19 protein-coding genes, 2 tRNA genes and 1 other RNA gene are annotated in these 21,321 nt (G+C 47.5%); all 22 read left to right on the top strand.

What is annotated here, in order from left to right; translation table 11 throughout:
• The first annotated feature begins 8 nt into the window (after positions 1-8).
• On the top strand, positions 9-3,065 hold the full coding sequence (locus PHS46_05195; protein MDD3905910.1) for a diguanylate cyclase: 3,057 nt from the start codon (positions 9-11) through the stop codon (positions 3,063-3,065).
• Entirely contained in the window at positions 3,066-4,544 is a 1,479-nt protein-coding gene (gene lysS / locus PHS46_05190) for a lysine--tRNA ligase (protein MDD3905909.1), read from the top strand.
• Entirely contained in the window at positions 4,541-5,764 is a 1,224-nt protein-coding gene (locus PHS46_05185) for a lipoprotein-releasing ABC transporter permease subunit (protein ID MDD3905908.1), read from the top strand. Before lysS ends, PHS46_05185 begins: the two co-directional genes overlap by 4 nt.
• A complete protein-coding gene (locus PHS46_05180; protein MDD3905907.1) occupies positions 5,757-6,449 on the top strand; it encodes an ABC transporter ATP-binding protein in 693 nt (230 codons plus the stop codon). Before PHS46_05185 ends, PHS46_05180 begins: the two co-directional genes overlap by 8 nt.
• 52 nt (positions 6,450-6,501) lie before the next feature.
• Positions 6,502-7,020: a CvpA family protein gene (locus PHS46_05175; protein ID MDD3905906.1), complete on the top strand. Its 519-nt coding sequence runs from the start codon at positions 6,502-6,504 to the stop codon at positions 7,018-7,020.
• Positions 7,021-7,052: 32 nt separating this feature from the next.
• The gene (locus PHS46_05170; protein MDD3905905.1) at positions 7,053-8,009 is read left to right on the top strand and encodes an NGG1p interacting factor NIF3; all 957 of its coding nucleotides are present in this window, start codon (positions 7,053-7,055) and stop codon (positions 8,007-8,009) included.
• Positions 8,010-8,027: 18 nt separating this feature from the next.
• The gene (gene dnaG, locus PHS46_05165) at positions 8,028-9,785 is read left to right on the top strand and encodes a DNA primase (protein MDD3905904.1); all 1,758 of its coding nucleotides are present in this window, start codon (positions 8,028-8,030) and stop codon (positions 9,783-9,785) included.
• A gap of 4 nt (positions 9,786-9,789) precedes the next feature.
• Complete coding sequence (gene rpoD / locus PHS46_05160; protein MDD3905903.1) at positions 9,790-11,436, top strand: RNA polymerase sigma factor RpoD; 1,647 nt, start codon at positions 9,790-9,792, stop codon at positions 11,434-11,436.
• Between the two features lie 220 nt (positions 11,437-11,656).
• Positions 11,657-11,857, top strand: a complete 201-nt coding sequence (locus tag PHS46_05155; protein ID MDD3905902.1) for a cold-shock protein — start codon at positions 11,657-11,659, stop codon at positions 11,855-11,857.
• Between the two features lie 92 nt (positions 11,858-11,949).
• Positions 11,950-12,270 carry a DUF5666 domain-containing protein gene (locus PHS46_05150; protein ID MDD3905901.1) on the top strand — a complete coding sequence of 107 codons (321 nt, stop codon included), beginning with the start codon at positions 11,950-11,952 and terminating at the stop codon, positions 12,268-12,270.
• Positions 12,271-12,568: 298 nt separating this feature from the next.
• Positions 12,569-12,645 (top strand) — tRNA-Ile (locus PHS46_05145).
• A 274-nt stretch (positions 12,646-12,919) separates the two neighbouring features.
• Positions 12,920-12,996 (top strand) — tRNA-Val (locus PHS46_05140).
• A gap of 9 nt (positions 12,997-13,005) precedes the next feature.
• Positions 13,006-13,719, top strand: coding sequence for a C4-type zinc ribbon domain-containing protein (locus tag PHS46_05135; GenBank protein ID MDD3905900.1), 714 nt, complete (start codon positions 13,006-13,008; stop codon positions 13,717-13,719).
• Positions 13,709-14,125 (top strand): ribonuclease HI family protein, encoded by a 417-nt coding sequence (locus PHS46_05130; GenBank protein ID MDD3905899.1) that lies wholly within the window; start codon positions 13,709-13,711, stop codon positions 14,123-14,125. Before PHS46_05135 ends, PHS46_05130 begins: the two co-directional genes overlap by 11 nt.
• 72 nt (positions 14,126-14,197) lie before the next feature.
• An RNA gene (gene rnpB / locus PHS46_05125) (RNase P RNA component class A) lies at positions 14,198-14,667 on the top strand.
• Positions 14,668-14,799: 132 nt separating this feature from the next.
• Positions 14,800-15,243, top strand: coding sequence for a division/cell wall cluster transcriptional repressor MraZ (mraZ, locus tag PHS46_05120; protein ID MDD3905898.1), 444 nt, complete (start codon positions 14,800-14,802; stop codon positions 15,241-15,243).
• Positions 15,244-15,288: 45 nt separating this feature from the next.
• Positions 15,289-15,468 (top strand): hypothetical protein, encoded by a 180-nt coding sequence (locus tag PHS46_05115; GenBank protein ID MDD3905897.1) that lies wholly within the window; start codon positions 15,289-15,291, stop codon positions 15,466-15,468.
• Between the two features lie 35 nt (positions 15,469-15,503).
• Positions 15,504-16,385 carry a 16S rRNA (cytosine(1402)-N(4))-methyltransferase RsmH gene (gene rsmH, locus PHS46_05110; GenBank protein ID MDD3905896.1) on the top strand — a complete coding sequence of 294 codons (882 nt, stop codon included), beginning with the start codon at positions 15,504-15,506 and terminating at the stop codon, positions 16,383-16,385.
• Between the two features lie 5 nt (positions 16,386-16,390).
• Complete coding sequence (locus PHS46_05105) at positions 16,391-16,774, top strand: hypothetical protein (protein ID MDD3905895.1); 384 nt, start codon at positions 16,391-16,393, stop codon at positions 16,772-16,774.
• A 13-nt stretch (positions 16,775-16,787) separates the two neighbouring features.
• The gene (locus tag PHS46_05100) at positions 16,788-18,497 is read left to right on the top strand and encodes a penicillin-binding transpeptidase domain-containing protein (protein MDD3905894.1); all 1,710 of its coding nucleotides are present in this window, start codon (positions 16,788-16,790) and stop codon (positions 18,495-18,497) included.
• Positions 18,466-19,935: a UDP-N-acetylmuramoyl-L-alanyl-D-glutamate--2,6-diaminopimelate ligase gene (locus PHS46_05095; protein ID MDD3905893.1), complete on the top strand. Its 1,470-nt coding sequence runs from the start codon at positions 18,466-18,468 to the stop codon at positions 19,933-19,935. Before PHS46_05100 ends, PHS46_05095 begins: the two co-directional genes overlap by 32 nt.
• Positions 19,932-21,311 carry a UDP-N-acetylmuramoyl-tripeptide--D-alanyl-D-alanine ligase gene (locus PHS46_05090; GenBank protein ID MDD3905892.1) on the top strand — a complete coding sequence of 460 codons (1,380 nt, stop codon included), beginning with the start codon at positions 19,932-19,934 and terminating at the stop codon, positions 21,309-21,311. The genes PHS46_05095 and PHS46_05090 overlap by 4 nt, the downstream gene beginning before the upstream one ends.
• Positions 21,312-21,321: the final 10 nt, after the last annotated feature.

Raw genomic sequence — 21,321 nt, 5'->3', positions numbered from 1 at the left:
GCATGTAAATGGATGAAAAAAAGCGTTCGGTAGAAGAATTGGAGTTGGACCTGGAGGCCCTGCGTCGCAAGATCGCGAGCCTGGAATCCGGCGACGATGCCCGTAAGCGCATAGATGATGTTTTGAATCGTTTTTGCGAATCCACGTATAGCGCCATATTCAATGCCGCCAGCGACGCCATATTCATAAGCGAGATCGAGCAGGCCAGGATAATAGATGCCAACGAGAAGGCCTGCGAGATGTATTGCTACCCCAAGGAAGAGATACTTAAACTTACCATTTACGACCTCGGGATACTCCAGGAGCCTTTCACCGCCCAGGAGGCAAAACGTCTTATGAATAAGGCGGTAAACGGTGAGCCGCAGTTATTTGAATGGGTGTGCAAAGATAAGGTTGGCAGGCAGTTCTGGGTCGAGGTCAATTTGAGGCGCGCCGTAGTGGGCGGTAAATACCATCTTCTTTCGGTAGTCCGCGACATAAGCGAGCGCAAAAAACTCGAAGAGAGTCTGGCGAAGATAAATGAAACATTTCTTGCTTTTGGTCCTAATCCCGTCGAAAACATAAATCGCCTTACCGCCTTGTGCGGCGATCTTCTCGGTGCCGATTATGCATTGTATAATCGGCTTGAGGAAGGGGTTTTACGCGCGTGCGGTCAGTGGCGGGTGCCGGAAGGTTTTGCGCAGAAGGATAGTGCCGAAGGCCATGTATGCTATGAAGTTATTAAACGTCAGTCCGCCGGCGTATTGGTTGTCGGTAACCTTCCGGATACGGAGTATGCCGGGACAGATAAGAGCATTTCAGCCTACGAATTAAGGACGTATCTTGGCTGTGCGGTAAAATTTGGCGGCACTTATGTAGGCTCTCTCTGCGCTCTTTATAAATATGATTTTGAGCCTGCCGATGATGATAAAAAGATAATGGAGATAATAGCTTCCGCAATCGGCGTAGAGGAAGAGCGCCGTAGCGCGGAAGATATATCGCATCTGGCGCGGTTTTCCATAGATAACGCTTCGGATGCTATCTTTTGGGTAGGAGTTGACGCGCGGATCATGTATGTAAATGAAATGGCCTGTAAGATGCTCGGCTATTCTCAGGACGAGTTGCTTTCCATGAAGATAGCCGACATAGATCCGGATTTCCAAAAAGAAAGATGGTCGGAGCATTGGAAGGAGTTAAAGGAACGCAGGTCTTTTACATTCGAGACCGCCCATAGGAAAAAGGACGGTATACTTCTGCCGGTCGAGGTGTGCGTGAATTATCTCGAATACGAAGGCAGTGAGTATAATTTCGCGACCGCGAGAGACATAACCAAGCGTAAGTTGCAGGAAGAGGCGATATTGCGCCGCGATTACCAGCTGGAGATACTATCCCGCACGAGTCAGCACATAAATGCTATTTTGGAGATACCGGTTATTATGCGAACGCTCGTTACCGCCGCCATGGAGCTTGTTGATGCCTCGGGGGGCATGGCGGGGTTGCTTGAAGACAGCAAAATGAAATTTGTGGAATACGTAAGAGAGGGGAAGATAGAGCCGGTTGACTATTCCTTTTCTCATGGGCCAAGTTTGCCGGGCTGGGTTATAGATACATCGAAACCGTACATAGCTAATGATGCAGAACACGACAGCCATGTTGCCGTGGATTTTCAGAAGACATTCTCGTTGCGTAATCTCGTCAATGTACCGGTGCTTAATCGCAATGGTGAGCTCTTGGGTTGTTTCGAGATACATAATAAGAATCAGGGGTTGCCGTTTGATGCGGAAGACGTATTTATGTTGCAGGGTCTTGCCGCCAGCGCCGCCGTCGCATTGGAGAACGCCAAGACGATCGCGGAAAGAAATAAGGCCGAATCGGAACGCGTCAAGTTGAATAAAGAACTTATAAAGTCAAATGCGCGTCTCGAGAAACTCGCATTAAAAGATACGCTGACCGGTTTATATAACCATCAATACCTGAAGGAAGTTATAGAAGCCGAGTTTTACCGTGCCAGACGATATGGACTATCGCTGTCCGTAGTTATGCTCGATATAGATTATTTTAAATCTATAAATGATGTATACGGCCATGAGTTCGGTGATATAGTATTAAAACAGTTTGCCGCCTACCTGACGAAGATGGTGCGCAAATACGATACCGTGATACGTTACGGAGGAGAAGAATTTCTTATAATATCTCCCGGTGTGGATCAGGGTAAAGGACAGATAATGGCCCAGAGGATCCTGGACGCGGTCGGGTTGTACAATTTCGGCAATAAGAGCCATGTTGTCAAATTAAAGTTGAGCGTTGCCGTGGCGGCATATCCGGATACCGGTATGGCGCGCGGATTGGATCTTATAAATACCGCCGATAAAATACTTTCCAAGGTTAAAGAAGTCGGCGGCAACAGGGTTTTCTCCTCATACGATCTCTCCAACAAGAAGGACATGATGCCGAAAGGTGTGGAGCCGACCGATATCAGGTTCCTTAAGGAGAAGATAGATAAGTTGAGTCGTAGCGGTAAGCAGAGTTTGGTGGAGTTCATATTCGCATTCGCCAAAACGATAGAGTTGAAAGATCATTATACGGGTGAACATGTAGAGGACACCGTCCATTACGCGACTCAGCTGGCCTCCAAGCTTCATCTCCCGCAGGACGATATAGAGAATATAAAAGAGGCGTCTATACTGCACGACCTTGGAAAGATAGGGATAAGCGATAAGATACTGCTTAAGAAATCAAAACTTACCAAAAAAGAGTTTGACGCAATAAAGCGGCATCCGCAGATCGCGGCCGATATTATAAGACCGATACAGTTCATGCATGACATAATTCCGCTGGTATTGTATCACCATGAAAGATGGGACGGTAAGGGATATCCGGCCGGTTTAAAAGGCGAAGAGATACCGTTAGGCGCCCGTATAATAGCTGTGGCCGATGTTTACCAGGCGCTGACATCAAACCGTCCGTATCGAAAAGCGTTCTCGAAAAAGGCGGCTATGGATATGATAAGAAAAGATTCGGGGACGCATTTTGATCCGAAGGTCGTAGATATGTTCTTAAAACTAATAGGCAAGGAGAAGAGATAGATGTCCGCACATTCACAAGAACACCAAGAACACCAGGAACACGTAGAAGAGAGCGAACTTATAAAACAGCGTAGGGCGAAGCTCGATGACATTACAAGGAAAGGTATTTACGCATACGGCGGAAGATATGACACAACTTCTACGATAAAGGCCCTGAAGGATGATTTTACCGAAGGCAGGAGCGTGTCTGTGGCGGGCAGGATAATGGCAGTGCGTTCGCACGGTAAAAGCTCTTTCTATGATATTAAAGATTCGACCGGAAAGATGCAGGCATATCTAAAAGAAGATATCGTCGGGCCCGAAGCGTTCTCGCTGTTAAAGGATCTTGATATCGGTGATTTCATAGGCGTCAAAGGCGATACATTCAAGACGCGCACCGGCGAAGCTACCGTAATCGTAAAAGAATTTACAATACTGGCGAAATCCTTACGTCCGCTTCCGGAAAAATGGCACGGGTTGAAGGATGTTGAAACCAGATACCGGCAGAGATATGTAGACCTTATCGTTAATGACGATGTGAGGGAGGTATTCGTAACGCGCTCGCGTATAACGAGCGAGATAAGGCGATTCCTCGACGAGAAAGGGTTCATCGAAGTCGAAACGCCCATGATGCAGGCGATGTCTGGGGGTGCGGCCGGAAAGCCGTTCAAGACGCACCACGAGGCACTCGGGATAGACCTGTTCCTGAGGATAGCGCCGGAGTTATACCTGAAGAGGCTTCTGGTGGGAGGATTAGGGAAAGTTTATGAGATAAACAGAAGCTTCAGGAACGAAGGTATATCGATAAAGCATAATCCAGAGTTTACGATGCTTGAAGTGTACGAAAACTACTCCGACTGCGAAGGCATGATGAAGCTGACCGAGGATCTCGTAAGAGGGCTTGCGCAAAAAGTTTTGGGGCGCATTGAAATAGAGTATCAGGGAAAAACTATAGATCTCTCGAAGTGGGAGAGGGTATCCTTCGCAGATCTGATGAAAGAACAGTTCGGTATCATTCCGTCCGACAGCCGCGAGCAGTGGATTAAAAAATTGAAGACAAAAGGGATCGAGATGGAGGGTAAGGATGTTTCGAGAACGCAGATAATAAATATAGTCGGCGATCTCGTCGAGCCGAAAGCGGGTAACCATCCGGTCTTTGTCGTGGATATGTTCAAAGAACTCTGCCCTCTCGCTAAAACGAAGCCCGGTAATCCGGACCTGACCGATAGGTTCGAACTCTACATGGGCGGCATGGAGATAGCCAATGCTTATTCGGAGCTCAATGATCCGATAGAACAGAAGAAGCGGTTTGAGGACGAACTTCAGGGCGCCAAAGACGGTAAAAGGAATATCGATGAGGACTTCGTGACCGCTCTGGAATATGGCATGCCCCCCGCAGGAGGCCTTGGGATAGGCATAGACCGCCTCGTTATGATACTGACAAATTCTCCGTCCATACGAGATGTGATACTATTTCCGCAGTTAAAGCCGCAAACATGATCTGGCAACTATTCGTAAGCCTCAGGTATCTTACAGCGAAACGTAAAGAGAAGTTCATATCTATCATAAGCCTGATATCGGTCTTCGGTGTCGCTGTAGGCGTTGCCGCTCTCATAATAGTTATTTCGGTAATGAGCGGTTTCGACCAGGATCTCAGAACTAAAATAATAGGTACTTATTCCCACATAGAGATCGTCTCCGATTATGGCGTCAAACCTTCACAGGAATTTACGGATAAGATTTTAAGCACTCCTCATGTTATGGCGTGCGCATATTTTTTGAATGGACAAGCTTTGATACGTAAAGATGAAAGTGTCGCCGGAGTCATAGTAAAAGGTATAGACGCCGCAAAAGAGGTTCGTGTCAATAATCTGGGTAAATATATGACGCGAGGCACCCTCAATCCCCTGAAAGATAATGAGGTGGTACTGGGAAGCGAACTTGCCGACAAGCTGGACGTAGATGTCGGTGGCATGGTAACTCTCGTTTCACCGGCGCTTATACGGGATAAAAAGTTTAAACCGTCCGGAGTATTTTCCGTCGAAGGTAAGGATTTCAGAGTCGCGGGTGTGTTTAAATCGGGCATGTATGAATATGATTCCAATCTGGCGTATATAGGGCTATCCGGCGCTCAGGAACTATTGGCGGTAGGAGACATGGCGACAGGGCTATCGATAAAGGTCGACGATGCTTTTAATATAGACGGCGTCAAGAGCGCTCTTCGCATGAAGATGGGCCCGTCGTATGATGTGCGGACATGGGCCGATCTCAATCGTAATCTCCTCGAAGCCATCAAACTCGAAAAGACGGTCATGTTCATAATATTGATATTGATAGTAATGGTCGCATGTTTCAATATCGCCAGCACCCTCATAATGACCGTTCTTGAGAAGACGAAAGATATCGGCATACTCAAGGCTATAGGCGCCGCCAACTCCGACATAATGGCGGTATTCGCGCTCGAAGGCGCGTTGATTGGTTTTTTCGGCACCGCCCTGGGCGCCATTTTCGGATTCTTGGCGTGCTGGTGTCTCAAGACGTATAAATTCATTGACCTGCCCAAGGACGTATATTATCTCGACAAGCTTCCTGTGAGGATGGATCCGTCGGAGATAATACTGATAATAATAGCGAGCATGTTGTTAAGCCTTATTGCCGCGATCTATCCGGCATATCGCGCTTCACGCCTCGAAGCGGTGGAGGCGCTCCGATATGAATAACGGCCTTCTTCTCGCAAAAGGAATACATAAATCTTACGACAATAACGGTAAAAGGGTAAAGGCTGTCGATGGTATCGATCTTCAATTAAACGCTGGAAGATCGACGGCGTTTATAGGCCCGTCGGGCGCGGGCAAATCTACTCTGCTTCATATTCTGGGCGGTCTCGACCGGCCCACATCCGGGCATGTGATGCTGGACGGGGTTGATATCTACAAACTGCCGGACAGGGAGAGAGCTTCTATACGGAATAGGCGTGTCGGGTTCGTATTTCAATTCTATCACCTGTTACCTGAATTTACGGCGCTCGAAAATGTTATGATGCCGGAGATAATAAAAAATCAAAAGTTAAAAAGTAAAGATCGAAATGTAAAAGAAAGAGCTGGGGAGGCCCTGAAGCTTGTGGGGCTTACGAACAGGATGACGCATCGACCGGGCGAATTATCCGGAGGAGAATCTCAGCGCGTAGCTATCGCAAGGGCGATCATAAATAAGCCTGAGGTTTTATTGTGTGATGAACCTACCGGTAATCTCGATTCCGCGACCAGCGAATCGGTTTATGAGCTTTTATTTGGCCTTAAGGAGAGCTACGCTCTTACGCTTGTAATAGTTACTCACGATGAGAAGCTTTCTAAGAGGACCGATGAGGTCATACGCATGAAAGACGGCAAAATTAACCTGCCTTGACTTTCCAAATAATATATGATATACTTCATATTCCTTTTCAACAAGGGGAATTATGGAGATACTGTCAAAGATAAACTGGGTCGATATTTTAGTCGTAATTCTAATACTACGAACAAGTTATGTATCTTTGCAGGATGGATTGAGCCACGAGATATTTCCGCTTATCGGTTCCGTGTGCATGTTGGTGTTTTCCCTCCATTTTTTTAATAAAATAGCGGTATTTTTACATAATCTCGGTTTTATCCTGCCAATGAGTATCCTGGATTTGGCCGGTTTTATATTTACCGCCGTATGCGTAGGTGTTTTGTTCAGATTGATCAAAGCGGTCGTGGATAAGATCGTAAAAGTGAGTTGGCACCCGCTATTGGAAAAATTCGGCGGGCTTCTTGCGGGCGTTGTCAGGGGTATTGTGCTTACATGCACGATCCTGATATTGCTGACGCTTATCCCATTACCTTATCTTCAGTGGTCTGTCGTGGACAGGTCGTTGACAGGCCCTTATTTTCTGAATATCGGCCATTCGATTTACGAGAAGACGTATAATATACTGCCTGCCCAAGCGAAAAAATAGTTCTAATAAATATTATTTAGATGGAGGGGTTCATGAAATTAAAAGCCTTATACGAATTGGCTGTAAAAAAGGGTATTGAGAAAGATCTGCGTAAAAGATCCGAGATAAAAGCTGTCCTCGACGGAGCGAAAAAAGAATACAGGAAATCGAAGGGCGTTGATAAAAAAGCGTTCGATGTGAGGCGGCTTACTAATCCTTACGCGGATACCAGGATATTGTACGGCGATCCCAACACGGATGTTAAGACCATACTGTTGGGCGTGGACATGGAAGGGCCGGAACTTTTGTTAGCCGATAGGTTGCGCCGTACCGGGGCTGACGGGATCGATCTTGTGATGGCGCATCATCCCGAAGGGCTTGCTCTGGCAAGGCTGAACGATGTTATGGGGCTTCAGGCGAATCTCATGGACAGGCTCGGGCTTCCTCTGAAGATAGGCGAGGGGCTTCTCAAGGAGCGCTCCGACGAGGTTTCGAGGTCGCTTGCGCCGCTGAACCATTCCAGGCCGGTGGATATAGCGAGACTTTTGGATATACCGTTTATGTGCGTACATACGCCGGCCGATAATCACGTTACCGCGTATCTGCAGAAAATTTTTGATAAAGAAAAGCCGTTGAAACTTTCCGGCGTACTGGCAATCTTGAAACGCATACCCGAATACGCCGATGGTCTTGCAAAAGCCGCCGGCCCGAGGATATTTGCCGGTGACCCGGGTAAGACTGCCGGCAAAATATTTGTCGATATGACCGGAGGCACTGAAGGGTCCAAAAAAGTATATCCGCGCCTTTCGCAGGCGGGAGTGGGAACCATAGTGTGCATGCATCTTAGCGAAGCGCATTTGAGACAAGTTAAGGATGAGCATATAAACATAGTGATAGCCGGACACATCGCGAGCGATAACCTGGGGTTGAATCTTCTATTGGATGAGGTTGAGAAGGTCGAGAAGCTTAATATAATCCCGTGTTCAGGTTTCGTCAGGGTGAGAAGGTAATCCCGTAAGTTAGGATACATGGCAATACCGGATACGCTGATAGACCAGATACAGGAAAAGACCGATATAGTGGAAGTGATTTCACGCTATCTTCCGCTTAAAAAATTCGGCCGAAATTATAAGGCGCCATGCCCATTCCATAACGAGAAGACGCCGTCGTTCATTGTAAGCCCGGATAAGCAGATATATCATTGTTTCGGATGCGGCGCGGGCGGGAACGTATTCTCGTTCCTGATGAAGCACGAAAGCTTGCAGTTTCCCGAAGTTATAGAGATGCTTGCGAAGGATTGCGGTGTCGTACTTCCAAAAAGCTCATTCGCACGCGGCGCCGATAGCGTTCTGGCCGACAAGCTCTATAATATAAATGAACTTGCCTGCCGGTTTTTTCAGGCAGGGCTTGGCGGAAATAAAACCGCGGGTGACTACATAAGATCGCGCGGTGTCAGTTTTGAAGCGCTGAAGAAATTTAAGATCGGCTTCGCTCCGGATTCATGGGATGCGCTTATCACATTTTTTAAAAAGAATTCGATCGAACCGGCCCTGCTGGAAAAGGCCGGTCTTGTGGTTGCCAACGACAAAGGGGGCCACTACGACAGGTTCAGGAACAGGCTGATATTTCCTATAATCGACCTTAAAGGAAGGGTCGTAGGTTTCGGAGCGAGAGTGCTCGATTCCAGCCTGCCGAAATATTTAAACTCCCCAGAGACGCCGATATATTCGAAGGGGCGTAACCTGTACGGGCTTAATTTTTCGAAGGACGATATAAAAAAGAGCGGTCATTTTCTCGTTGTGGAAGGATATCTCGATTTCATCGTTCCGTATCAGGCGGGTATTACCAATATCATAGCGACGCTGGGTACGGCGTTAACGGCGGATCAGATAAAATTGTTAAAACGTTTTGCCGGCACGGCGGTGATGGTTTACGATCCTGACGAGGCCGGTGAAGCGGCGAGCCTTCGCAATCTGGATCTTTTCATAAGCGAAGACGTAAGCGTGTATATTGCCGAACTTCCGGCGGGGTTCGATCCGGACAGTTACATCCGGAAATTCGGCGTGGACGAGTTTTTAAAGCTTAAAAAATCGAGCAAGAATCTTTTCGATTACAAGCTCAGTAAGCTTTCCAATAGGTACAATATAAATACGCCTCACGGCAAGATGGGTATAGCCGCCGAGATGTTGCCGACGATAGCGCGCATCAATAACGCTGTTCTCAAGGCGACACTCATAAAGAAGCTTGCGGATTGTCTGGCGGTTGATGAAGAGTCGATAAAGACGGAGCTAAAGAAGGTTAAAGGAGATTACTCCGAGCGTCGTCACGTAGCGGCTCTTCCGGAGGCCAGACAGAAGGCTCCGGCGCAGAGCGCGGAGATAACGATACTCGCCATGCTGATGGAGGGCGGCTCGTTCATAGAAAAGATAAAACAGGCCTTGTCGCCGGATGAGTTCAGGAACTCTTCTATACGGGATATCGTAAGCGCGGCCTTCAAATTTAACGAAGAGAATAAAGAGGTAACGCCGTCGCGGCTTATAAATCACTTTTCACTTAGTCCGGATGCGGCTACCCTTATAACCGAAGCGGTGAGCGTCTCGGAAACGATTGGGGATAAGGATAGAGCCCTGGTTGATTGTATCGCGAAGATGAAGAGCGATAGTGTAAAAGAGCGCAAGGCCATGATACAGGATGCGATCAGGATAGCTCATAGCCAGAAGGATGACAACAAGGTGAAGGAACTGGTCGCCGAATACAACGAACTGGTAAAAGCAAAGAAAGCGTAAGGTTATGTTTAAAAAGAGAGTACCCGCAAAGATGAAAAGTAAGCCGGCTGTTTTTCAGGCTGTCGATAAAGCTTCCGGTGAAAACAACGCCGATCTTCAGGGTAAAAAGAAGCGCGTAAAAGGTTTAACCGAGCTTATCGCCCTTGGTAAAGAGAAGGGCCATCTTACGTTCGAGGAGGTTAATAACATACTCCCGGTGAATATTGTATCATCCGAAGAGATCGATGAGATACTGGGCATACTCGGGGATGAGAATATACGGCTCGTGGACAGTGAAGAGGATCTGGCCAAAGAGGCTGTCGAAGAAGAGCGCTCCGAAGAGAAGAAGGAAGAGCCGGAAAAAGAAGAGGTTGTTAAGTTGGCCCATGTCGATGACCCGGTTAAGATGTATCTGCGGCAGATGGGGCAGATAGCGCTTTTGACACGAAAAGAAGAGCTCGAAATAGCCCAGCGAATAAAAGAAGCCGAATATAAATTCCGGGACGCGGTTCTTGCCGTCAGGATCTCCAAATATAAAGCAATAGAAGTGGCCGAAAAAATACTCCGCAGTGAACTCAACGAAGAAGAGTTTATGAATATCGACGCGCGGTTCAAAGGCGGCCGGTTCAAGAAGAAGCTTGAGCGTCTCATAAGCGGTCTACAGCAGGCGCGCAGTAAGGAACGCATAGCCGCACTTATAAAAGAGATGAACCTCGGCATGAATGTCGTCGAGGAGATGGTGAAGAAGATAGAAGAGTATCTCGAAGAATATTCCAGGGTTCTCGCGAAGATAGCGAGCGCGCGCAAGAAAAAGGACAGGGAAGCGGTTAAGGAGCACTCGAAGCGCAAGAGAAAGATCGAGAACGAATTTGGCGAGTCGATAAGCGCTGTCCGGGAACACTTCAAGCTTGTCCGCAGTGCCGAGGTAAAATTCAATAAAGCGAAGAAAGAGCTTGTCGCCGCGAACTTAAGGCTCGTCGTAAGCATAGCGAAAAAGTATACCAATAGAGGCCTCTCTTTCCTCGACCTTATACAGGAAGGCAACATAGGCCTCATGAAGGCTGTAGACAAATTCGAATATAAACGCGGATACAAATTTTCGACTTACGCCACCTGGTGGATACGCCAGGCGATCACGCGCTCGATAGCCGACCAATCGCGCACCATAAGGATACCCGTCCATATGACGGAGACGATCAATAAGCTGATAAAAGTCTCCAGGACGCTTGTCCAGCAGAACGGCAAGGAGCCGACCCCGGAAGAGATCGCGCATAAGATGCGGATGCCCGTCGAGAAGGTGAGGGGCATACTCAAGATAGCGCAGGAACCGATAAGCCTGCAGACACCGATAGGTGACGAGGGCGATACACATTTCGGTGATTTCATCGAAGATAAGCGCGCGATATCGCCGGCGAACGCGACGGCGTATTCGATGCTTAGAGAGCAGATGGACGATGTTCTGGATACTCTTACCGAGCGCGAGAAAAAAGTCTTGCGCCTTAGATTCGGTATAGGCGATGGTTATCCAAGAACGCTGGAAGAGGTAGGTTCGGTATTTAAAGTTACCCGCGAGCGCGTCAGGCAGATAGAGGCGAAGGCCCTGCGAAAACTCAGGCACCCGACCCGGTCGAGGAAACTTAAGAATTTTCTGGCGATGGGGATAGGTGAGTAGGTTTTCTCGGAAAATACCTCAAACTCCAGTATCTAAAAACTTTCTTTGAAAAGTTTTTAGAAATATAAAATAATAGTTGACAATTTTCAGTTCATAGTGTATACTTACGCCATAGTGAAGAAGGCAGGAAAATCTTGAACCGCATGGTAGAGAAGCTTTCGCCTTGCGGTTTTTTTTCTGACCATCGACATTATAATTTCACTGAAAGGAGGTATTTACAGTGCCAAAAGGAAAAGTAAAATGGTTCAATGATGCAAAGGGCTACGGCTTTATTACTCCTGAAGAGGGTAAGGATGTCTTCGTTCACCACAGCGCAATTCAGGGTGAGGGTTTCAAGACGTTGAAAGAAGGCCAGGAAGTTCAGTTTGAGATCACACAAGGTCCCAAAGGTGAGCAGGCCACCAATGTCGTAAAGTTGTAACATTGACACAATAACCCCGCATCTTCTTTAAATTCACAAAACGAATGTCGAGAAGATGCGGGGTTTTTTATAGCGGCCGCAAAAGGTGGAAGATGAAATTAATACTTTTCATTCTAATCGCGATAACCGTTTTTGCCACACCCGGCTTATGTCAGGATAGCGAAGGATCCGGGATTATTAAAGTTATTGAAGGCACAATCGTTTCCATCGATTGGGTAGGATCTGTTATAGTCATAAATGATGTGAGAATATCGGTGACGTCCGATACAAAGATATATAAAGGTGAAGACGCCGTAAGTTTTAGCGAGATACATGAAGGTGATTCGGCAAGAGTTAGGTATTATATAGATGCCTCGGGCAATCTCAGGGCAAAGATAATAAATGTTGAATATAGCGGCGATTTCGCCGTCTAATTAAAGAAAGGACTACCATATGCCAAAGAAAAACACCAGAAAGATGAGACGCCTCGCAACGCGCCGCCTTAAACGCCGAAGGATACGCAAGTAGTATCTCCTCTAAAATCATCTTTACATCCTGCTGTGGTTTGAGTATAATAACCTCTAATTTCATAGAAAATTTATAGGGCCTGTAGCTTCCCGCCAGGAGTTTGACAGGGGGCGGGACCCCGCTTCGAGTAAGACCGATGGCGGGGCAGTCTGGCAGAGCCGTAGCTTTATCTGTTGTTTGTTGTTTTAATTGATAGTGTTTCGTGGGCCTGTAGCTCAGTCTGGCAGAGCAGGAGACTCATAATCTCTTGGTCCAAGGTTCAAATCCTTGCGGGCCCACCATACTCCGAAAACTTTTCGAAGAAAGTTTTCGGGTCCTGGAGTCTAAGATATCCTAATTTTTCTCCGAAAAATTAGGATTAACGAAAATCTTTCGAAAAAGATTTTCAGGTCCTGGAGTCTAAGATATACCGATTTTTCTCTGAAAAATCGGTATATTGATAAAACTTTTCGAAGAAAGTTTTCGGGTCCTGGAGTCTAAGATACTTCGATTTTCTATGAAATTTTCTCCGGAAATTTTGAGGAAAACCGAGGGTTCAGAAAATAAAAACCCTGGGGACGCGTAGCTCAGCTGGTTAGAGCGCTGCGCTCACATCGCAGAGGTCAGAGGTTCAAGTCCCCTCGCGTCCACCATCTAAAATTATGGAAAACTTAAAAGACCAAATAAAATTACTCGTTGAACTGCAGGGGCTGGATACCAATATATTCAGGCTTCAGGATGAGTTTGACTCTATCCCGGAGATTATCAAAAATAAGGAAGCGGAGTTTAAAGATAAGAGTGTTGAATTAAAAAAATTTGAGGATGAGCTGAAAACGCTCCAGTTAAAGCGCAAAGAGAAAGAGGGCGACCTTGAGGCGAAAGAAGGAAACATAAAGAAATATCAACAGCAACTCAACCAGGTAAAGACGAACAAAGAATATACGGCGCTACAGGAAGAGATAGGGCGCATAAAATCCGACAATTCGATTATAGAAGAAGCGATCCTGAATATATTCGACCAGGTGGACGCGGAGAATAAGCGGATAGCCAAAGAGAAAGAGTTCTTAAAATCGGAAGAGGCAAAATTCAACGAAGAGAAGAAGCGCCTCGCCGATGAATCCTCGCGCATAAAATCCGAAATGGGAGCTTTAAAGGCCCAGCGGGAAGGTCTCGCCGCAAAGGTCGAAAAAAACATATTGAAAAAATATGAAATTATAGTAAAAAATAAGGGCGGCCTGGCCGTAGTTACTATTGCCGATGAAGTCTGTCAGGGCTGTTTCAGGGTGCTTCCGCCTCAGGTGGTTAATGAAGTGAAGATGAATAGCGAGCTCGTCCTATGCGACAACTGCTCGAGGATATTGTATCTTGAAGAATGAAACATTTTTCCTATATGCCGATGGCGGTGCGCGAGGTAATCCCGGGCCAGCCGGCATAGGTGCCGTAATATTCGATTCTAAAAAGAAGAGAGTCGGTGAGGTTTACAAATATATCGGTGAGGCTACTAATAACAACGCGGAATATAATGCGTTGATATGCGGTCTCGAAGAGGCCAGAAAGCTGGGAGCTGATAAAATTGTCATTAATCTCGACAGCGAACTGGTGGTTAAGCAGTTGAGCGGTGAATATAAGGTAAAGAGCGTAGACATAAAGCCGTTGTTTGAAAAAGCGGTAACCGCTCTTAAGCATTTCGGGTCTTTTGAAATCCGGCACATAGATCGCTCGCAGAATAAAGAAGCGGATAAGCTCGTAAACAAAGCCATCAATCTTAAATTTCTTATATAAAATTTCAAAGTTTATAAGCCACAGTGATGGCTAAGTGCCGAGGTCTCTGACCGAGGCCAAGTTTATTTTGAAGAAGCCGGCCGGATATTCGCCTTGCGCTTTACGGAAGTAAAGGGTTAGGGAGGAAAGTCCGGGCTCCGGAGAGCGGCGCAGCGGTTAACGACCGCCCATCGAAAGGTGAGGATTGTGCTGGGCAATATCTCTGATATTGCCCGCGCATGTCGACGTCTCTGACGTCGACAAAGCGTTATAGCGCGTGCCGTCGTTTTTGACGACGGCAAGAGCCACAGAGACGAGTCTGTTTCGCCAAAAGCGGGACAGGGTGAAACGAGGCAATCTCTGCGCGGAGCAAGACCAAATAGGCCTCGAATCAGGAGTTGCTCGCTCCTATCGAAAATACGTCGGTGTCGAGGCGGGTAAGGTCGCTAGACCCCGTCAGTAATGGCGGGGCCAGATAGATGAATATCCTGTCATGTATTTGAGGCGCATTGCGCCGAATGGTATATGGCGGACAGAACCCGGCTTATAGGCCGACTTCTTCAAATAATTAAATGTAGGGCATCTTTAAAGGTGCCCTACATTTTTTTGTATCTTTTGTTGACAAGAAAATGCATATAGTGTATACTTCTACCATATAGTGGTTGAAAGTGGTTTAAAATGGAGGAGCGCAAAATATGTTTTATGGTGAATATGAACACACCATAGATAAAAAGGGAAGGCTTATCATACCTTCCAAATTCCGCGAATCCTTCAAGGAATATGACATAGAGAAATTCTATATAACCAGAGGATTGGATAAATGCCTTTTTCTATTTACGGAGAACGAATGGAAAACTCAGGAGTCGAAGTTCAAGTCGGTGTCCTTTACCAAGTCCGAATCGAGAAAGTTCAACCGGTTATATTTTTCCGGGGCGAGCGAGATCGAGTGCGACAAGCAGGGGAGGATACTGATACCGAAGTATTTGAAAGATTACGCCTCGATTAAAAGAGACGTGATGATAATCGGAGTATCGAACAGGATAGAGGTCTGGTCCCAAGACGCGTGGCGTGAGTATTATAATAGCTCTAAAGAGTCGTTCGAAGACATAGCAGAAAAGCTGATGACCGAAGAAAGCTGAGCTTAACCGGAAGCGATGTTTCAGGTTAAGCCGTGGAGGTGCGTTATGAGTCCCAGGCAAACAAGGGTCGAAAAAGCCGAACGCTATTGTAACACGGACAACGAGACGTGCATCGAGAGGATCCGGAAGGCGAGGGCTCTTGGCTGTGACCTTTCATATCTGGGTATTGACAGTCAGGCGTCCAGGAAGCCGGTTTCGAACCGGATGAGCCTTTTACTGAAGTAAGATAATGAAGCTATAATAATGAAGGGTCTTGCGTTGTGCACCAGCCGGTGATGCTTGAGGAAGTTATAAGTTCTTTGAACTTGAAACGCGGGGATGTTGTGCTCGATGCCACGGTAGGCGGGGGCGGGCACTCTAAAGAGATATTAAGGCGGATAACGCCCGGCGGTCTGTTGATAGGATTGGACGCAGATGAGGTTGCCATAAAAACGGCTTCCGAAAACCTGAAAGAATTTACCGGTAGTTTCCGGCTTATAAATGAAAATTTTAGAAATATCGACAGGGTTCTTTCTAAAGAAAATGTAAAGATGCTCAACGCGGTGATTTTAGATGTGGGCGTTTCATCATTCCAGCTTGATGACAGCGCCAGAGGGTTCAGCATAAAAGACGATGCGCGCCTGGACATGAGGATGAACCGGAATCTTGAAATAAGCGCGTTTGAGATAATAAATAGGTACAAAGAGCAGGATCTTTCTGATATTATATATAAATATGGCGAAGAGCGGCTTTCGAGAAAGATCGCAAAACGAATAATCGAAGAACGTTCGAAAAAGCCGATAGAGACGACAACGGAATTGGCGGAGATAGTGCGGCGGGCGATAGGGCGCAACCGCAAGAATTTTAAGATAGATCCCGCCACCAGGACATTTCAGGCGATAAGGATAGCGGTCAACGATGAACTTGCGGCGCTGGAAGAAGGTATAAAAAAATCCGTTTCCTGGCTTGATATAGGCGCAAGAATAGCGGTAATATCGTTTCATTCTCTTGAAGATCGAATAGTCAAAAACCTGTTTAAAGGTTATGCGGCTCTCGGAGTCCTCAGGATTATAACGAAGAAGCCGCTTGGCGCTTCGCCCGAAGAGATAGTCCGGAATCCCAGGTCGCGAAGCGGCCGGTTGAGGATCGCGGAAAGGATATAGAGATAATGAGGTTATTGAAATCGGTAGCAGGCATAATGGTCATGACGCTTGTCGCGCTGGTATATGTGCACCAGCAGGTGGAACTCGTAAAATTGAGTTATTCTATCGAGACCAAAGAGAAAAAACTCAAGGAGATGCTTGACCATAAGGGCCGCCTGGATTATAATATCAATAATCTTGAGGCGCCTTCCCGTTTGGAGAAAGTTTTGTTATCAAAGAATATAGATGTAGGGCTTCCCGGCAGGCATAACGTCGTTAAAGTGGCAAGATTGACTTCGGGGAGCGCTTCGGAAGGTGTTCGCGCAAGTTCAATCGACAGAAGGTTTAGTTTTTCAGGTATCGTCGACTTCCTAGGGCCAAGGGCTGAGGCTCAGGCCAGGGAGCGATAGGCGGTAAAAATTCGTGCATAGCGGAAAGTCCCGATCACGGCAGATCGCCGTATTTGTCCTGTTCTTCATAGCCCTCGCGGTTCTTATCATACGTCTTTTCTATCTCCAGGTATTAAAGCACAAGTTCTATTATAATCTGGCCAACGAGCAACATACCGTTTCAGTCGAAATACCTCCCACGCGCGGTACCATATACGATTCCTCGATGCGCGTTCTGGCCGTGAACCTCAACAGCAATTCCGTCTTTGTCAATTCCCGCGAGGTCAAAGATAAGAAAGCTGTAGCAAAAAAACTTGCCGGAATATTAAATTTAAGCGACTCGTATATTCTCCAGCGTCTTTCCAGGGACAAGGCCTTCGTGTGGATAAAAAGGAAGATATCGCCGCAGGAAGAGCTCGAGATCAAAAAGCTTAAGATACCCGGAGTGGCGGTAATAAAGGAGTCGAAGAGGTTTTATCCCGACAAGTCCCTGGCCTGCCATGCGATAGGGACCGTCAATATAGATAACGTAGGCCTCGAAGGTTTGGAGCTTTTATACAATAAATATCTGAAGGGTGAGAGCGGTTGGCTTATATCCACTCAGGATGCGAAAAGAAAACTACTCGAATCCTACCAGTATGAATTCATACCCGCCAAAGACGGTTTTGGGCTGGTGCTCACCATCGACGAGGTGATACAAAATATCGCTGAACGCGAACTCTACAAGATGTACGACAAATACAACGCCAAGGGCGCGTCTATAGTGGTGATGGATCCGCGGACCGGGGATATCCTGGCGCTCGCGAACTTTCCGAATTTTGACCTCAATAATCCGGGCAAGCGCGCCGCCGACGCGGTACGTAACAGGGCCATCAACGATTTCTTCGAACCGGGAAGCGTCTTCAAAATAGTCGCGGCGAGCGGCCTTCTGGAGGAGAAGTTGGTTACATTCCAGACGAAGTTCGATTGTGAAAATGGACAGTGGAAGATCGGCAGAAGGATATTGCATGACCATACGCCGCATGGCGTCCTGCCGTTTAAAGAAGTGATAGAAGTTTCCAGTAATATAGGTACGGTAAAGGCGGCCAGTCTTCTGGGCGCGAAAGGTATGTTCAAGTACATTGAGGCATTCGGCATTCGCGAAAAGACGGGTATAGATCTCCCGGGTGAAGTTTCCGGGATGAACAGAAATATATCGAAATGGTCCGGTTCGAGCATGTACGCGATACCGATGGGGCAGGAGGTTACCACTACTGCGATCCAGCTTGCGTGTGCCATCGCGGTAATCGCGGATAATGGTTATCTGGTCAGGCCCAGAGTTGTAAAAAGGATACTTGATCCCAAGGGTCAGATTGTGAAGGATATTCAACCGGTTATACGGAGGCGGGTGCTGTCGACGCAGACTGTGATGAAGATGCGCAGTATATTGATGGGGGTTGTGACCAGCGGCACCGGTAAGAAGGCGCGCATAGAAGATTATTCCACCGGAGGTAAAACGGGGACCGCGCAGAAGGTGGAGCCGGGAGGCGTTTATTCGCACGACCGGTTTGTGGCGTCGTTTATAGGGTTTGCGCCGGTCGAGAACCCGGTATTGGCTGTGGCGGTATGTGTGGATGAGCCGCGCCCGGTGTATTACGGCGGAGACGTGGCGGCGCCGGTATTTAAAAAAGTTGTGGATGATTCTCTCAAATATTTGAACGCGAAGGGCGTGTATGCTCCCGGTAGAACTTTTAAAGGGAATTGAATATAAGCTGTCAGGCGGCCCCGCGGAAACATCTTTTGGCCGGATGACGAACGACTCTAGATCTGTCCGTAGCGGCGATCTTTTCGTGGCGTTTCGTGGGTACGGCGCAGACGGATATGTTTTTATAGGCGACGCTCTGGCGAAAGGCGCGGCCGCGGTAGTGTCGGAAAAAGATTTTAACGCGCCTGACGATATAGTAAAGATACTGGTTGAAGATACGCGCAAGGCTCTGCCTGTAATGGCGGATAATTTTTATGGCCACCCATCACGCAGGATGAAGATGGTGGGCATTACCGGCACAAACGGCAAGACGACGATAACGTATCTGATCGAGAGCATATTGCGCGCGGCGCGTAAAGAACCGGGAGTGATCGGCACGATAAACTATCGAGCGCTCGGCAAGGTAACGCCGGCGGTAAATACGACGCCGGGCCCGCTCGAACTGCAGTCGATACTCGCCGGCATGGCGCAGGAGGCGGTTACGCACGTAGTTATGGAGGTATCGAGTCACGCGCTGGACCAGGGGCGCGTTGATTCTATCCTGTATGACGCGGCTGTGTTCACGAATATAACGCCCGAACATCTTGATTATCATAAGACGGTCGAGGATTATTTTAAGGCGAAGGCCGGAATATTCGAAAGATTGAAGGGTGGAGGGGTTGCGATACTGAATACGGATGACCCGAAAGTCGCGTCGCTGAAAGGCGCGACGCTCAAGCGTACGATCACTTACGGATTGGCGGGTAATCCTGACATAATGGCCAGGGATATCAGATTGTCGCTTGATGGTTCGCGCTTTTGCGTCGTGACGCCGAAAGGCGTTTTTAATGTTTCAAGTCCGTTGGTGGGAAGGTATAACGTCTCGAATATTCTTGCCGCGACCGCTGTATGTTACGACGCCGGACTGGATTTTGAAACGATAAAAAGAGGCATAGAAGCGCTTAAGAACGTGCCGGGCAGGCTCGAGACGGTGGAATGTGATCGGCCGTTTAAAGTATTTGTCGATTTTGCCCATACGGAAGACGCGCTGTATAATATGTTGTCGATGATAAAAGAGGTCTCGAAGGCTCCCGTGGTGACCGTATTCGGCTGTGGCGGCAATAGAGACAAGACAAAGCGGCCGCTCATGGGCAAAGTCGCCTGTAAATTGTCAGATCGTGTTATAATAACTTCCGACAATCCGAGATTCGAAGAACCCGATGCCATAATCGGCGATATTTTGGCCGGCGTGAAGGGTTGTTTTTTAAATTACGAAACGGAACCGGATAGGCGAAAGGCGATAGGTAAGGCGTTGAGTATCGCCGGAGACGGCAGTATAGTTGTCATAGCCGGCAAAGGCCACGAGAATTATCAGATCGTGAAGGATAAGGTACTGCATTTCGACGATCGTGAAGTTGTAAAAGAAAATTTGGGATCGAGGAGCGCAAGGCGGAAATGACGGTAAAAGAGATTGTAAGTATAACACGCGGGAAATTATTATCGGGCGATCCGGAATCGGCGATAGGCCCGTCGCGCATATCTACCGATTCCAGAAATATATCGAAGGAAGATCTATTCGTCGCGCTTAAAGGCGCGAACTTTGATGGCAATGATTTCGTCGCCGAGGTCCTGAAGAAAGGCGCCCTCGGCGCTATCGTATCGTCAGACCAGGGTCGCGTAAAAGATTTTTATGCTCGATCCCGGCACGGCAAAGTTATTATCCAGGTCGCAGATACGACGAAGGCTTTACAGGATATCGCCGCGTATCATCGCGCGCAATTCAATATACCGGTTGTGTGTGTTACCGGCTCGAACGGCAAGACGACGGTTAAGGACATGGCCTGGCATCTTTTGTCGACGAAATATAATGTACTGCGTAACGAGGGCACTCAGAATAACCATATAGGCGTGCCTCTGACGCTTTTGAGGCTTAATAAGACCCACCAGATATGCGTGCTGGAGCTCGGCACCAATCACAACGGCGAAATAGCCCTGCTCGCCGCGATCGCGCGGCCGACTACGGCGGTGATGACGAACATAGGCCCGTCGCATCTGGAATTTCTCGGGAGCCTTAGAGGCGTATTCGAGGCGAAGTCGGAGATATTCCCGTATATCCGTAAAGGCGGCCTTCTTATCCTGAACGGCGATGATAAATTTCTGTCTAATATTAAAAATAAAAACCTGGATATAGTAAAATACGGTTTTACCGCCGCTAATTTTTTAAAGGCGAAGATGGTTGCTTCCGGCAGTTGGAAGACAAGTTTTATCGTAAATAATAAGATGGAGTTTGACCTTAACGTCCTAGGTGAGCATAATGTTTATAATGCGCTGGCGGCCATCGCGGTCGCGCTCAATTTCGGTATCGAGCATAAAGCTATGCGAGAGGCGCTGTCGGATTACAGGCCGGCCAATATGCGGCTTGAGCCGGTAAAGACGCGCGGGGTCGACATAATAAACGATTCATATAATTCTAATCCACTTTCGATGATGCGCGCGATCGAAGTAGTTAAGCATTATCCGGCGCGCGCCAGATGGATCGTGAGCGCCGATATGCTGGAATTGGGCCGGGAGAGCGAGAAGTTTCACAGAATGATAGGTGAAGCGATAGCGAAGTCAGGCGCAGACGGGCTTATGACGTTCGGGGAACTCTCGAAATATACGCTGTCTCAGGCGAAGTCGAGCGGGATGGCGCCCGACAGGTTGTGGCACTGTTCATCGCATGACGAGATAGCAAAGCTTCTGAAGAAGATGGTAAAAAAAGGGGACGTAGTATTATTTAAAGGCTCGCGCAGTATGAAGATGGAGCGGGTTTTGGAGAAGTTTCAAAAGATTTAAGGGGAAGAAA

It is taken from the genome of Candidatus Omnitrophota bacterium, from assembly GCA_028699255.1.
Lineage (GTDB): Bacteria > Omnitrophota > Gorgyraeia > 2-01-FULL-45-10 > 2-01-FULL-45-10 > FEN-1322.
Note: the sequence above shows the minus strand (reverse complement) of the source record. Positions and strands in the feature narration are given on the sequence as shown.

Coding starts and splice junctions, on each gene's coding strand:
- PHS46_05195 (MDD3905910.1), top strand. CDS start 9: ATGGATGAAAAAAAGCGTTCGGTAGAAGAATTGGAGTTGGACCTGGAG.
- lysS (MDD3905909.1), top strand. CDS start 3,066: ATGTCCGCACATTCACAAGAACACCAAGAACACCAGGAACACGTAGAA.
- PHS46_05185 (MDD3905908.1), top strand. CDS start 4,541: ATGATCTGGCAACTATTCGTAAGCCTCAGGTATCTTACAGCGAAACGT.
- PHS46_05180 (MDD3905907.1), top strand. CDS start 5,757: ATGAATAACGGCCTTCTTCTCGCAAAAGGAATACATAAATCTTACGAC.
- PHS46_05175 (MDD3905906.1), top strand. CDS start 6,502: ATGGAGATACTGTCAAAGATAAACTGGGTCGATATTTTAGTCGTAATT.
- PHS46_05170 (MDD3905905.1), top strand. CDS start 7,053: ATGAAATTAAAAGCCTTATACGAATTGGCTGTAAAAAAGGGTATTGAG.
- dnaG (MDD3905904.1), top strand. CDS start 8,028: ATGGCAATACCGGATACGCTGATAGACCAGATACAGGAAAAGACCGAT.
- rpoD (MDD3905903.1), top strand. CDS start 9,790: ATGTTTAAAAAGAGAGTACCCGCAAAGATGAAAAGTAAGCCGGCTGTT.
- PHS46_05150 (MDD3905901.1), top strand. CDS start 11,950: ATGAAATTAATACTTTTCATTCTAATCGCGATAACCGTTTTTGCCACA.
- PHS46_05135 (MDD3905900.1), top strand. CDS start 13,006: ATGGAAAACTTAAAAGACCAAATAAAATTACTCGTTGAACTGCAGGGG.
- mraZ (MDD3905898.1), top strand. CDS start 14,800: ATGTTTTATGGTGAATATGAACACACCATAGATAAAAAGGGAAGGCTT.
- PHS46_05115 (MDD3905897.1), top strand. CDS start 15,289: ATGAGTCCCAGGCAAACAAGGGTCGAAAAAGCCGAACGCTATTGTAAC.
- PHS46_05105 (MDD3905895.1), top strand. CDS start 16,391: ATGAGGTTATTGAAATCGGTAGCAGGCATAATGGTCATGACGCTTGTC.
- PHS46_05095 (MDD3905893.1), top strand. CDS start 18,466: ATGCTCCCGGTAGAACTTTTAAAGGGAATTGAATATAAGCTGTCAGGC.
- PHS46_05090 (MDD3905892.1), top strand. CDS start 19,932: ATGACGGTAAAAGAGATTGTAAGTATAACACGCGGGAAATTATTATCG.